The sequence below is a fragment of the Bariatricus massiliensis genome, from assembly GCF_900086725.1.
GTDB classification, from domain to species: domain Bacteria; phylum Bacillota; class Clostridia; order Lachnospirales; family Lachnospiraceae; genus Allocoprococcus; species Allocoprococcus massiliensis.
The window spans coordinates 727,147-739,866 of record NZ_LT574837.1 but is presented as its reverse complement, the minus strand read 5'-3'; the positions used below and the strand labels follow the sequence as shown (position 1 = coordinate 739,866).

16 protein-coding genes are annotated in these 12,720 nt (G+C 36.9%); 15 read left to right on the top strand and 1 reads right to left on the bottom strand.

The window, feature by feature from the left end:
* The first annotated feature begins 210 nt into the window (after nt 1–210).
* The 15 genes from BN6465_RS21575 to BN6465_RS09575 all read left to right on the top strand — a co-directional run bounded on the left by BN6465_RS21575 (nt 211) and on the right by BN6465_RS09575 (nt 11,766).
* Entirely contained in the window at nt 211–312 is a 102-nt protein-coding gene (locus BN6465_RS21575) for a MerR family transcriptional regulator (RefSeq protein ID WP_074017791.1), read from the top strand.
* A complete protein-coding gene (locus BN6465_RS21455; RefSeq protein ID WP_330384785.1) occupies nt 313–996 on the top strand; it encodes a DUF1905 domain-containing protein in 684 nt (227 codons plus the stop codon).
* Between the two features lie 235 nt (nt 997–1,231).
* The gene (locus BN6465_RS09630) at nt 1,232–1,663 is read left to right on the top strand and encodes a GNAT family N-acetyltransferase (protein WP_066734011.1); all 432 of its coding nucleotides are present in this window, start codon (nt 1,232–1,234) and stop codon (nt 1,661–1,663) included.
* A gap of 236 nt (nt 1,664–1,899) precedes the next feature.
* A complete protein-coding gene (locus tag BN6465_RS21570) occupies nt 1,900–2,016 on the top strand; it encodes a SymE family type I addiction module toxin (protein WP_154670235.1) in 117 nt (38 codons plus the stop codon).
* A 143-nt stretch (nt 2,017–2,159) separates the two neighbouring features.
* Nucleotides 2,160–2,336, top strand: coding sequence for a helix-turn-helix domain-containing protein (locus BN6465_RS09625; RefSeq protein WP_066734007.1), 177 nt, complete (start codon nt 2,160–2,162; stop codon nt 2,334–2,336).
* 33 nt (nt 2,337–2,369) lie between these two features.
* Complete coding sequence (locus BN6465_RS09620) at nt 2,370–4,211, top strand: Dam family site-specific DNA-(adenine-N6)-methyltransferase (RefSeq protein WP_199882814.1); 1,842 nt, start codon at nt 2,370–2,372, stop codon at nt 4,209–4,211.
* 15 nt (nt 4,212–4,226) lie between these two features.
* Nucleotides 4,227–5,078, top strand: a complete 852-nt coding sequence (locus tag BN6465_RS09615; RefSeq protein ID WP_066734001.1) for a hypothetical protein — start codon at nt 4,227–4,229, stop codon at nt 5,076–5,078.
* A gap of 23 nt (nt 5,079–5,101) precedes the next feature.
* Complete coding sequence (locus tag BN6465_RS09610; RefSeq protein WP_066733998.1) at nt 5,102–6,034, top strand: AAA family ATPase; 933 nt, start codon at nt 5,102–5,104, stop codon at nt 6,032–6,034.
* A 16-nt stretch (nt 6,035–6,050) separates the two neighbouring features.
* A complete protein-coding gene (locus BN6465_RS09605; RefSeq protein ID WP_066733995.1) occupies nt 6,051–7,310 on the top strand; it encodes an LlaJI family restriction endonuclease in 1,260 nt (419 codons plus the stop codon).
* A 143-nt stretch (nt 7,311–7,453) separates the two neighbouring features.
* A complete protein-coding gene (locus BN6465_RS09600; RefSeq protein ID WP_066733992.1) occupies nt 7,454–8,599 on the top strand; it encodes a hypothetical protein in 1,146 nt (381 codons plus the stop codon).
* Between the two features lie 265 nt (nt 8,600–8,864).
* Complete coding sequence (locus BN6465_RS09595) at nt 8,865–9,386, top strand: hypothetical protein (RefSeq protein ID WP_066733988.1); 522 nt, start codon at nt 8,865–8,867, stop codon at nt 9,384–9,386.
* Nucleotides 9,387–9,469: 83 nt separating this feature from the next.
* Nucleotides 9,470–9,847 carry a hypothetical protein gene (locus BN6465_RS09590; RefSeq protein WP_066733986.1) on the top strand — a complete coding sequence of 126 codons (378 nt, stop codon included), beginning with the start codon at nt 9,470–9,472 and terminating at the stop codon, nt 9,845–9,847.
* Between the two features lie 81 nt (nt 9,848–9,928).
* The gene (locus BN6465_RS09585) at nt 9,929–10,519 is read left to right on the top strand and encodes a GNAT family N-acetyltransferase (RefSeq protein ID WP_066733984.1); all 591 of its coding nucleotides are present in this window, start codon (nt 9,929–9,931) and stop codon (nt 10,517–10,519) included.
* A 129-nt stretch (nt 10,520–10,648) separates the two neighbouring features.
* Nucleotides 10,649–11,365: a nitroreductase family protein gene (locus tag BN6465_RS09580; RefSeq protein WP_066733982.1), complete on the top strand. Its 717-nt coding sequence runs from the start codon at nt 10,649–10,651 to the stop codon at nt 11,363–11,365.
* Between the two features lie 23 nt (nt 11,366–11,388).
* A complete protein-coding gene (locus tag BN6465_RS09575) occupies nt 11,389–11,766 on the top strand; it encodes a DUF5655 domain-containing protein (protein ID WP_066733980.1) in 378 nt (125 codons plus the stop codon).
* Between the two features lie 31 nt (nt 11,767–11,797).
* Here BN6465_RS09575 and BN6465_RS09570 read toward each other — a convergent pair whose 3' ends face one another.
* Nucleotides 11,798–12,703 (bottom strand): LysR family transcriptional regulator, encoded by a 906-nt coding sequence (locus BN6465_RS09570; RefSeq protein WP_066733973.1) that lies wholly within the window; start codon nt 12,701–12,703, stop codon nt 11,798–11,800.
* Between the last annotated feature and the right edge of the window lie 17 nt (nt 12,704–12,720).

The following is a 12,720-nucleotide window of genomic DNA, read 5'->3' as shown; positions in this document are numbered from 1 at the left end:
GGTAAATAGCAGTGGAAAAATGGAAATCCAGTATAGGGGTGCACTGTAGAAATATCTCCACAATTTTCCTTTGACAATTCTCATGCTCCTGCACCGTCAATTTTCTTTAAGCTTTCCATACCTGATTCAAATCTTGTTTTCTTCATTTCTTTTTACCTCCAATTTTGATAAAATGTAGTTATCTGTTAAAGAAAGAATAGTACTTAGGCTATAGGTTCATACACTCTGCGTTATTATGAGAAAAAGGGAGTGCTTTCTGTGAAACATGATGCTGGAGGAGAGCGGGATTACCGTGAAGAAGATGTGAAATGAATGAAATTATTGATTCGGCACAGGGAATCCGTATTGGAAGAGCAGAAGAGATGGGGGATAGAAATGAAGAAAGTTCTTGAATTTGATGCAGTTTTAATTAAAAATCCAGATATGGATGCTGCATATGTAGAAGTGCCGTTCGATATAAAAGCCATTTTTGGAAAATCACGTCTGCTGGTACACGCAACTTTTGACGGAGAGCCTTATGACGGACAGGTGGTGAAGATGGGTACGCTATGTCATATCATTGGTGTTCGAAAGGATATCCGTACAAAGATTGGTAAACAGCCGGGGGAGAAGATTCATGTGACTCTGGAAGAACGGGAAAAGCCAAAGCCGGCGTTTTCTACTGTAGATGAATATATTGCTAGCTACAGCAATGATGTGCGGCAGCGCATGGAAACATTGCGGCAGATTATTTTAGAGTGCTCACCGGATATTACCGAGAAGATTTCCTGGGGTATGGCTACCTTTGTACTTAACGGCAATCTTGTTCATTTTTCGGGGGAAAAGAGACACTTGGGTTTTCATCCTTCTCCAAGCGCAATTGAAGCATTTAAGGACAGTTTTGCGGATTACAAATATTCAAAAGGCACGTTACAGCTGCCGTATGATAAACCCATGCCGTATGAATTGCTTCGTCAGATGACATTGTTCAGGGTACAGGAACAAAAGAAGAAATGAAGCAGGGAACTATTGCAAGAGATTGTTATGGAAGAATTTATCTGGACTTTAAAAGGTGAAAGGGCGGATAAACTGGAATGTGCCATACGAGGGCGGGAGCTTTCAGGAGATGTAAGGATATGGTAGACAGAATGGGAATTTCACAGAAGTGGCACGATTTTCAGGCAGAGTATTACAGGAAACTGGCAATGGAGTGGTGTCGGGAGCATGGGCTAGAGTATGTGGAGGGGAGCATATGAAAATTAGGTTTGCAGAAAAATCAGACATTGAAATTCTTTCTACATATGATAAACACATCAGGATAACGGAACTGGAATCTGCCGTGTCGCTTGGCCGGGTAATTGTGGCAGAAGATAACGAAATACTTATAGGTTGGCTGCGATGGAATCTGTTCTGGGATAACACGCCGTTTATGAATATGCTGTTTATACTTGAACAGTATCGTAGCAGTGGTTATGGAAGAAAAATGGTTGCTTATTGGGAAAAACAAATGAAGACTGATGGGTATCATTTAGTCATGACATCTTCTTTGTCGAATGAAACGGCACAGTATTTTTATCGTAAACTGAACTATGTGGATTCTGGTGCACTCCTGTTGCCCGAAGAACCCTTGGAAATTATTTTTGTGAAGAAGCTATCTTTTATGAAATCGGTTGTCGAAATATGATAGCAAGAGTAAAATGAACTACCAAATAACATAATCTTTTTTAAAAAGAAATGTCCATGCAGTATTGGCAGCTTCGTTATAAGTTCCGGCACGTATCAGTGCAAAATATCAAAATTATCTTTATAAAAATACGAAAGGAACAATGTTTATGGAAGAATCGTAGGAGTTTTAAAGTTTATGAGAGTAGTGTATCTTCGTCAAGTGGATACGACTATCGAAAATTGTGATACAAAACTGTGCCGCAAATTAGAGTGCAGGGTAAGTGGTTAGAAGAGCTAGGTTTTGAATCTGGGTCTGAAATCAACATAGAATGCCTTGATGGTAAATTGATTATTACAGGAGAGAAACTATAGCTTAATAGTTAAAAAAATAACTGGTGGAATAGACTGGTAATCTTTTTGCATGTCAGAAAGTGTTAATAATTATACAGTTGAAACTATTCCGATAAATGAATATAATATAAGAGTAAGTGGTTGATTCGAAAATGGAGGCTAATATGGATTTTTTGACGACTAATGAAATGTCTAAAATATGGAAAATATCAGCACGAAGAATTTCACTGCTATGTAGTGAAGGCAGAGTAGAAGGCGCGGTTAAGAAAGGGAAAACATGGCTTATTCCAAGGGATGCGAAAAAGCCGGAAGATCCAAGACGCGCCAAAGGCAACGAATAGAAAATCAATAGAAAAGGTGAAATTATGCGATACTTGGGAAGTAAAATTAAATTACTTTCATCAATAGAAGATGTGATAAAAAAGAACAATATTCAAGGTGAGACATTTGCAGATTTATTTGCAGGTACTGGGTGCGTAGGAGATTATTTTAAGGATAGATATAACGTGATATCAAACGATTTTCTTTATTTTTCGTACGTGTTAAATATGGCTAAACTGAAATATGGAAGAACGCCAAAATTCAAAAAAATTGAAAGAAAGATTGGTTGTAACATTTTTGACTGGTTAAATAAAATGAACTTCACACCTGATGATAAATTCTTTTTTTATAATAACTATACTCCAATTGGGGATAGAATGTTCTTTACAGAGTCCAATGGAATAAAAATTGATGGAATAAGACTAAAAATAGAAGAACTGTTTACAACAGACGAAATTAATGAGAATGAATATTACTTCTTACTTGCATCTATGATGGACAGTCTAACAAGAGTTTCAAATACATCAGGGACCTACGAAGCATTTTTTAAGTTTTGGGATTCGAGAGCTGGAAAAGAATTTGAACTTCAGCCTCTCGAAATTAATGAAGTTGATTTATATGGTAAAAACACGGTTTACAATCGAGATACAAATGAGCTAGTTCGGGAAATAACGGGAGACATTGCATATATCGATCCTCCATACACAGTTACACAGTATGTATCTGCTTACCATATGTTTGAAACTTTGACAAAATATGATGCACCTGCAATCAAAGGTGTCGGAGGAAAAAGAGGCAGGGATGGTCAAAACTCTCTATACGCACAGAGAACTAAGGCAAAACTTATATTTGAAGATTTATTTAGACAAATAAAATTTGAACATGTACTGATTAGTTATAGCAATCAGGGCCTTGTTCCATTAGAGGAGTTGTGTGAGTTGGCAAGTCATTTTGCTGTTGATGGAGAAGTTCAAATCAATCATTATGACTATCAAGAATATCAGAATCACCGTTCGAGCAATAAAAGAAATGGTAAAGGGCTTAATGAGGTAATTATATATTTCAAAAAAGATATGAAGATTAACAAATCACCAATAAATTATTCAGGTAGTAAGGATACATTACTTCCAGAAATTTTGAAGGCATTACCGGCTCAGATAGATACTTTTGTAGATGTAATGGGTGGTGCATTTAATGTAGGAGCAAATGTAACTGCGACAAGAAAAGTTGTTTACAATGAAATAAATCCATACATTTATGAATTGGTCAGTTGGGTGCTTGGCGAAGATAAAACTAAAATCATCAAAGATATAGAAAATAAAATAGCCTCTTGTGGACTTGAAAAGGGCGGAAAAGAACAATATGAAGCATTGAGGTCTTTATATAATGAAAAACAGAATCCGCTTGAATTGTACGTACTACACATGTATGCATTTCAAAATATGATAAGATTTAATGGCTCACATAAATTTAATACACCAATAGGAGTAGCTGGTTATAGTGAAGATATTAAGCAGAGAATCCTTAATTTTAAGTGTAAAGCTCCGGAAGTTGAGCTCATTAATGGCGATTATGTTAATTTGAAATGGGAAACATATCCACCAGAAACAGTATTTTATTTTGATCCTCCTTATTTTATTACTAGTGCTGCATATAACGATGGTAAACGCGGAATGAAGGGGTGGGGACTTAATGAGGAGATAGAACTACTATCAATTCTTAAACAACTTGATTCTCTGGGATATAAGTTTATTTTATCCAATGTGATAAAACACAAGGATAAGGAAAATACTTTATTAATGCAATGGATAGAAGAGAATGGATATAAAATAATCGAGGTGGGAGTGAGTGGCTGGAGATATGCCAAAAACGAGGTTTTGATAATAAATTACTAGGAAGGAGCACAGTATATGGAACGTTGCTTGGTAATACCCCAAGATTTAATTGATAAGCTAAATCGCGCTTATGCAGATGCCCCCACAAGGGGAAGATGGACTGCGATAGGAGTTAATAATGTCAATGAAATGATACAACGGGTAATTGATGAGTTGAATCTTAAAAATCCTAAATTACTTATTCGTAATCATAGAGTTGAAAATAGCACCAACATTAGATATAGGGTAGAAAACTCTGGTACTACATCAAAGTTTGGTGGCTATATAGAAAATAATAAGGGCAATATAGATGCGTTGTTTTTTTATATTGAGCCTAATGTTAGTAGTGCTAATGATTTTCTATCAAGATATGTCATGCCTTCTATTCTGGGAATTTACAAAAGTGTCGAGAAGCGAACAAAAGATTTACATATAAATAATATGCCAGTTTATATTGTAAGTTTGTGTTCGACATCAAGAATCGGTAATGATTCTGTAAAAAGGACAATTATTTGCGCAGAAACGATGGGATTTGATTATGTGGACGTTTTTAATAATTCGTATAAAGAGGTAATAAACAGATTTGATGTTAATGGTAATCCAATAACTACAATTGAGACATTACAAGAATTGGATTATTTTCTCAAGTATAGTGGTACAAATGAGTACTTCAATTTGGATACAGTTACAAAAACCATGACAATATTATCTGGTAGATTTACAGCGAATAATTCAAATGTCACAGCTGAATTATACAGATATGTATTGAGAGTTATTCCGGCGTCTTACATGGCAAGCAATGAAGGGTATAAAATTGATGCAACAAGTCTTTCTACGATTAATAATGATAGTGTTAAGTTGATTAAAAAATATATGGAAAAATTTTAACATAAAGTGGAGGAGAAAAAATTATGCAAACAATATATTACGGTGCTCCGGGAACGGGTAAGAGTTATACGATTGATACTACAATTATTAGTGGAGTACCTGACGATCATGTTTTTAGAGTGACATTCTACCCTGATTTTACTTACAATGATTTTATTGGCCAGTTGTTGCCGAAAGTAATACCATCGACTGTGCCTGGAGGCGCTAGCACTATAACATATGATTTTCAAAAAGGTGTGTTTACTTTAGCATTAGAAAAAGCATATGAAAATACATCAAATGCAGTTTATCTCGTAATAGAAGAGATGTCACGGGGGGATTGTGCTGCTATATTTGGAGATATTTTTCAATTACTAGATCGAGAAAAAAGTGGCGTCAATAAGGGGTATAGTAAGTATTTTATTGATAATGAATTAATATCAAAAGACATTTTGCCTTTGAAACCATCAACAAAGGTGAAGTTACCTCCTAATTTTCATATTTTAGGAACTGTTAATACCAGTGACCAGAATGTGTTTGTTATGGATACAGCATTTAAAAGACGATTCGAATGGAAATATATTAGTCCAAAACCAGTTGCGGGCAGTAGTTCAGGAACTTTTAAGAATAATGTTCAACTTTCTATTAATGACGGTACAAGTCTTAAGCCTATTTTCTGGGTTGAATTATATCAAAAGCTTAATATTTTTATTGCTGACGAGAAGTATTTAGGTTTAGGAGAAGATAAGCAATTAGGACCATTTTTTATTGAGTTTGACTTGAGTGCTTCAGCGACAGAACATAAGAAACAGATAAAGAATAAGCTGTTACATTATTTGTGGAGCGATGTTCATAAAGCTTCATATAGAAATGATATGAAACTATTTAAAGAGAGCATAGGAACGTTTGCTGAATTATATGATGCGTTTGAAGCGGACGAACAAGTATTTAGTGCTACATTCATTGGTATCCTATAAGTAAGGGAGAGTTAAGATGGCAGCCATTTATTATTATGGCCAAGACGGAATTATAGTTGATGACGAATTGATAGAGATCTTTGGTCTGGGAACAAAAGAAATAAAGTATTCAGATAAAATAGGTAAAAATGTTTTTGATATGGTAGGCTTTGTTTTCAGAAATAATAAAACTCTGGTCGTTTTTCCCAAAAACTATTATGACAGTTCATACATCAATCTACTTAATAAATCTCATCAAGAGTTAAGTCAAGATATAAGATTATTATTTGGTGTTATTAAGAAATACTGTGAAACTGAAAATACTTCTGCTTCTGCAGGCTCATATATGGGCGCAAACGCTGGATATGATTCAGACTACCCATTTAAACCTTTTTATGAAGTTTATGAGTATTATCAGAAGTATGGGCTTTATAAAGAAAAAGAAACTAAGATTGTAGAAGGTACGTCATGGAAAATAGACTGGAAGTCGACGATTAGTAAAGCAAATAAGATAATTAGTGGAGGGAACCTAATATTTTCTCCACTCTATGTAAGTAAAAAGAACTATAATGCGGTATTTATAACTGAGTGCATGGCCTTTATTATAGACCATACTATAGAAAATTATCACGATTTTCTATGTATGAAGAAAACTGGTTCCAAATCAAAATTCGACTTTTTAAATAACATTGATTATGTTTTAATGCAGTTAAAAATTAGTGAAAATACTGTGTTTAAGGATGTAAACAAAAAATTAGTACGCAGTATGATAGAGTTCTTTGAAGAGCATAGAGGAAAAGCAAGAGGTGGATATACCCATGTAAAAATAAGATACTTTGATATGATATGGGAGAAAATGGTTGCCTCATTCATAAATAAGCATTTTGTGGGTATCGATTCAAGCACGGGTGCAGCGCTATTTGATGTGTTTTTACAGACATCAATGATTTCTTTTGAGGATAAAACCTATAATGATATTGATGATTCATGGCATCATTTTAGCATCCATATAGACCATCTTGCATACGTAAATGACAAGCTTTATATTTTGGATTCGAAATATTATACAAGTGTTAATAATCTTAATTATAAACAGTTAGCTTACAATGAAATTCTTAGATATCATTATCCGGGAATAGTTGAGATTAATAATATCCTATTATTGCCGGGGATAGAGCATGTAGACAATCATTTTTCGTACTCTGCAGGATATATTGGTAGCAGAACTATTGGAACAAAAATTGTTGAACAGTTTTTATCACCAAAGAATATAATGGAGGACTATTTGAGACAGTAATATTTACTATGGTAATGGTAAAGAAGAGAGGTGTTATGTACGGCAAATGGAAAATATATTTTCTGTTTTGCAAAGAGGATGATGATTCTGACTCTGTGTACATAGGAGAAGCATAAAATATATTTCAAAAGAGAGGTGCTCCAATGCTGTTTAAGTATATATTAAGTTATGCTATTGGTTTGGTAATCGTATATTTTTGTAATGATGAAATTATATATTTATTGAGTGGAAAGCAAGCGATTATTAGATTTATTGAATTGACACTTCCTTTAACAATACCAAGTTTAGTATATTTCTTTCAAGTAAACAGAGCCAGACAAGAACGTAAAGAAAAGGAAGAACATAAAAAAGAAAATCTTAAAAAAGATGAAAAGGATAAATTTGAGAAATCATTACCCTTTTTTTATGTTAGAGATGGAGTGATTTTTGCTAAAAATCCACAAAAGGCGCCTATCCTTAATGTGAAGCTTCAGGTCGAGACGATGAAAAATAATTTCTCTGTAGAAGAGGACTTAGATATAAGAGGTCTAATTTATTCAGAACATTATATAGCAATAGGAGGATTAGTGGATGGGGATGAAATAAAAATAGATGAGCTCTTAAAGAGTAACAACATTCCTTTGGATATCAAATGGTTAGGAGTGTCAGCTATGACTATAACAAACGATATTGTTTATTATATATATTTGCCAAATATAAAAATGGGTTGGCATTTTTATAAGAATAATGACTTATTAGATTCAACAATAGTAAAGTATATAGGTGATGACCCCTACAGCGAATTAGCACAATTTTTAGCGGTACATATCTCGGATAATGAGAATGAATTTTCATATAAGGAAAAGATTCTGAATGATATAGTGATTTGTTTGGAGAAGAATAATCTGCGCGGAGCTTTGGCAAATCTGATTGCACTGGTTCGACAAGTAAAAGAATTGGAAAAATGCGAAAAGCTTTATATATTATACCAATCATATCTGATGCTTAATCAACTGGAGGATTCTCGAAAAATAGAGCCTAATTATTTTAAAGGCAATTTAGTTGAAGAATGCGGGTTTACAGAGAAGTACAGGGAAATGATAGAAAATAGTAGACAGAAGTTCTCCATAAAGGAATATTTATTTGATATTATTCAATTAATAAAATCAGATGAGAAAGTCTCTTTAGATTTCTGGCTTCGTAACGTAGAAGTGTATGTACTAGACCAAAGCTATGTATACAATGAAAGAACTCTAGAGGAAGAACTTAAACAGACAATTCCGCATATTGTTGGTGATGTCATAAATTAAGTTATTTGTGCTAACTTTAAATAGATTTTTTGGATTACTATTTTAAACTGGATGAGTGACTGGGATATGGTAGAATTTTCATGTAAGCCAGCAGAGCTGGAAGAATACAAAAAACATAGGGCATCCTTTGTGCGGAGCTATTCCGGCAGGGGATGCTTTTGTATTTTAGTAAAAGCAAAAACTAAATTAGTTAATTAGTATTGACATAATAACTAATTACATGATATTATATCTACAATACAAATGAGTATACGGAGGTTTAACGGTGAATAAAGAAATCAGATTGAATATGAATTCAGATGTGTATGAGAAATTCTGCCTTGCCTTGAAATTAACGAATGAATCAGAAGAGACGGTAATTGAAAATTTTATGCGTTCGTATATTGCAAGGACTTTTGAGAAGGTATCTCAAGAATATAATCCAAAGGTGGCAGAAAAACAAAATAAAGCTGCGGCGAAGGACTATTATGGAAAAGCACTCAATAGGATTCCTGTTTGGGCATTAAAGCCCGAACAGTATAATCACAAAATCATCAAGGCATATTTCACCGCGGTTAATACCTCAGGTAAAGCAACTGTCACAAGGATGGAGCAGTTATGCAGCGATAAAGACCACCCGGAATTATATGTTCCTACATTTAAAAATAATTATTCTCAGATGAAACTGGATGGCCCCAAGAGCCATGGTAAAGTTTTTGAGGATGACGGCGATGAAGTTTGGATTTGGAGTGAAGTCGAGGAGATGCTTATGAAGTATAAGGATAGTTTTTTCCATGAAGAGGCGTAGCAATGGCTGTTAATATGAAGTTTTAAATGAACATTATTTCTGCCATCTTGTAAATGAGAGTCAATACGAAAAGAGGAATGATGATGAAAAGAGAATTGGGGATTGGAAGATGTGGACTTGCCTGTTGTCTATGTTCGAAAAATACATATTGCACAGGCTGTGATTCTGGAGAATGTCCGGGTAAGGAATGGTGTGAAAATAGAAAATGCTCTATTGAAAAAGGAGTCGCTCATTGCTATACATGTGAGGAAGAGTGTAAAAAGGGGTTGCTGGGAAAAATAAAACCTTATGCGTTTAACCTCTTTATAAAAAGATATGGTGAGGAGCAGCTTTTAGACTGTTTGGAAGCAAATGAGAAGGCTGGTGTCGTCTATCATAGAGAGGGAGTAAATGGTGATTATGATGATTTTGAGGAAATAGAAAAATTAATTGCATTTATACAAACTGGCAGACAACTTTAAGTCAGCCGACTTGAAATTTCGTAATATTATATAAACTTTGTCCTGTTTGAAATATTGATTGATAAACGTGGAGGAAATGACGTGGAAAATAGAAAAGTATATGTTTCAGATGACAGCTACCTTTTGTACAGGCTTGCGGAAGACGATAAAGAAGATTACATTAGCTTACTTAAGGAAGCTAATACAAGCACCAATCTTTACGATAGTGAAGAGAATTGCAATATCATGTGGAAGATTGCTATAGAGACTGGATGGGAGTTTTCTATTTTCCATAAAAATGGAGATTACTGTGGAAATATTATGTTGAAGTATCCAAAGTCAGAGCATCCGGAGATAGGTATTGATATTGTGGGCAGATATCGCAATCATGGGATAGGACCGAGAGCAATCAGGATGTTTGCAAGAAAAACATATGAAGAACGACCGGTTGAATATTATGTGCTTCGAGTTTCTTCGAAGAATTTGTATAGTAAACATGTAATAGAAAAACTTGGTGCAGTACCAGATGATTCAGAAGATTTGTTCCTGAAAAGAGTGGTATCCGTATTCAAAGATGTGCTTGGAGAAGAAGCATATCAAAAGGCAAGGGAGGAGGCAGAAAAACTGCTTACCGACGATGAGGAGGAGATATATCAGTACAGATATTTACCGGAATCGTTTTTGAAAAATTAGTTTTCCGTAAAGATGGGATTATTGAAAAATAAATTTGTTATACCAAATGTAACCTTTAGAAAACTAAAAGTTTGTAATGACACGATAGAAGATTACTTCTAAGGTAGAGAAATAGAAAGGAGAGTTCCTATGGATTTGTATTCACCTATATTTACCCGCGCTTCCACGCGCAAATTTGATTCGTCGCCGCTTCCGGCAGACACGCTTTCACAGCTCGAGGACTTTATTTCAGGGTTAAAACCTCTTCTGTCTGACGTAAAGCTTAAACACAAGATTGTGAGCGGCAGTGAGGTCAAAGGGATGGCGCTGCCAAAAGCTCCCCACTATCTGCTGATTTTCGGCAAGAAGCATCCGCTGCGCGACACAGCCGCCGGTTTTTTGTACCAGCATGCTGAGTTGTGGTTATATGCGCAGGGGTTTGCCACACGGTGGCTTGCAGGAGTGAAACCAAAAGAGGCAGACCCGGACTATATCATCGGGATAGCATTCGGAAAACCGGCTGTGCCGACGGTGAGAAGGCCGGAAGAATTTAAACGGAAGCCGCTTGAAGAAATAGAGAGAGGGGTGGATTCCCGCCTTGAGGCGGCAAGGCTTGCGCCGTCCGGCAAGAATGGCCAGCCGTGGTATTTTATCGTGGACGGGAGCAGGGTATACACCTATTGCAGGACGGGCTCTGGCAGCCTGTTCGGAAAGATGTACGGCTTTACGGATTTGGACGTGGGGATTGCACTTTGCCATTTGGCTGTGGCAGGTGAACACGAGGGAAAAGAGTTCCGGTTTGCCGTGATGAAAGAGGGAGCACCGGTTCCACCGTCGGGATATACTTATGTGGGGACGGTTGAATAAGAGTATAAGAGGAGGCAATTTTCATGAATAAGGATGTGCTCTATTTTTTCGACAAAAAACCAGAGGCTTTATCTTTATATGAATTTTTTGAGCAGAAAGTCCTTTCAGAAATTGGGCCTGTAAGTATCAAGGTTCAAAAAACGCAGATTGCTTTTTCTAACAAGCACAATTTTGCCTTTGCATCATTTATACCGGTGCGGAAAGCAAAAGACAGGCCCCCTAACTATCTGGTCATAACCTTTGGACTTGAGCATCGTGTGGAGTCGCCGCGCATTGATGCCGTGACAGAGCCATATCCTAACCGATGGACGCATCATGTCCTGATTCAGACAACAGAAGAAATTGATGAAGAACTTATGGACTGGATTAAGGAAGCCAGCAGGTTCTCAGCGTGCAAGTAAGCTGCCGTCCGGAGGGCAGACGCATTTCGAGTCACAGCTCATAGCCGTGGGACAAAAGCTTGCGCACGGCTTCGACAAACCGGTGGACATCTGCCGGTGCGTCCGGACTGTACAGCAGACCGTAGGGAATGCTGTAATCCCACTCTACCGGTATGGACACCAGTCCGGGATGGACATCCTGCCAGCATTCGATGGTGAGCAGGACGTTCCCCTTCTCCGCACAGCGGTTGAAGACTGACATGTCGTAAAACTGGGCGGTATCCTCTATGTGGATTTGTGGATGGTGTGTTTCCAGCTCATTGCGGATGAAATCATTCACCTCAGAATCCCCATGCTTTACCATCATCAGTGTTTCTCCGTACAAATCTTTGACAGTAATAGACGTTCTTTTGGCAAGGCGGTGCTCTCTTGGCACTGCCGCCATCTTCTTATAGCTTCCGAGTGGCAGGAAATTACTGAGACTGAGCCACGTCTTGGAATCGCACACCCCGATTAGAAAATCAAATTTTGTTCCCAGCTGACGGATTTCCGTGAGAATGCCTTCATGGTTGTCTTCGAAAGGAACCAAATGAAGCTTATATTCAGGGAATTCCTTATTTACCTGATACCAAAGATCCATGAAAGGTTTGGCGGGGTTCAAAAGCGAGGTCCCCACACAGAAGGTAGTGTCTGCCATATGCACGGCGGCCCGGGCGCTTTCGAGAGACTTCCGGGAATAATCAATGAGAAATTTAGCGTCACGGTAGATCATGGCGCCGGCATCGGTCAGTCTGACGCCGGAGGACGTACGTTCCAGCAGAAGCAGATCCAGCTCTTTTTCCAGCGCATTCATCTGCTTCATCACGGCTGTGGGCGAAACATACAATAAGTCAGCAGCCTTTGTAAAGCTTCCACAGTCGGCCACTGCTATAAAGGTATCGAGCATACGGTTATACATAGAACATCCCTCCACAT

Bases quoted from the DNA above. Each gene is read 5' to 3' on its own strand.
- BN6465_RS21455 (WP_330384785.1), top strand. From the start codon at position 313: ATGAAATTATTGATTCGGCACAGGGAATCCGTATTGGAAGAGCAGAAG.
- BN6465_RS09630 (WP_066734011.1), top strand. From the start codon at position 1,232: ATGAAAATTAGGTTTGCAGAAAAATCAGACATTGAAATTCTTTCTACA.
- BN6465_RS09625 (WP_066734007.1), top strand. From the start codon at position 2,160: ATGGATTTTTTGACGACTAATGAAATGTCTAAAATATGGAAAATATCA.
- BN6465_RS09615 (WP_066734001.1), top strand. From the start codon at position 4,227: ATGGAACGTTGCTTGGTAATACCCCAAGATTTAATTGATAAGCTAAAT.
- BN6465_RS09610 (WP_066733998.1), top strand. From the start codon at position 5,102: ATGCAAACAATATATTACGGTGCTCCGGGAACGGGTAAGAGTTATACG.
- BN6465_RS09605 (WP_066733995.1), top strand. From the start codon at position 6,051: ATGGCAGCCATTTATTATTATGGCCAAGACGGAATTATAGTTGATGAC.
- BN6465_RS09600 (WP_066733992.1), top strand. From the start codon at position 7,454: ATGCTGTTTAAGTATATATTAAGTTATGCTATTGGTTTGGTAATCGTA.
- BN6465_RS09590 (WP_066733986.1), top strand. From the start codon at position 9,470: ATGAAAAGAGAATTGGGGATTGGAAGATGTGGACTTGCCTGTTGTCTA.
- BN6465_RS09580 (WP_066733982.1), top strand. From the start codon at position 10,649: ATGGATTTGTATTCACCTATATTTACCCGCGCTTCCACGCGCAAATTT.
- BN6465_RS09575 (WP_066733980.1), top strand. From the start codon at position 11,389: ATGAATAAGGATGTGCTCTATTTTTTCGACAAAAAACCAGAGGCTTTA.
- BN6465_RS09570 (WP_066733973.1), bottom strand. From the start codon at position 12,703: ATGTATAACCGTATGCTCGATACCTTTATAGCAGTGGCCGACTGTGGA.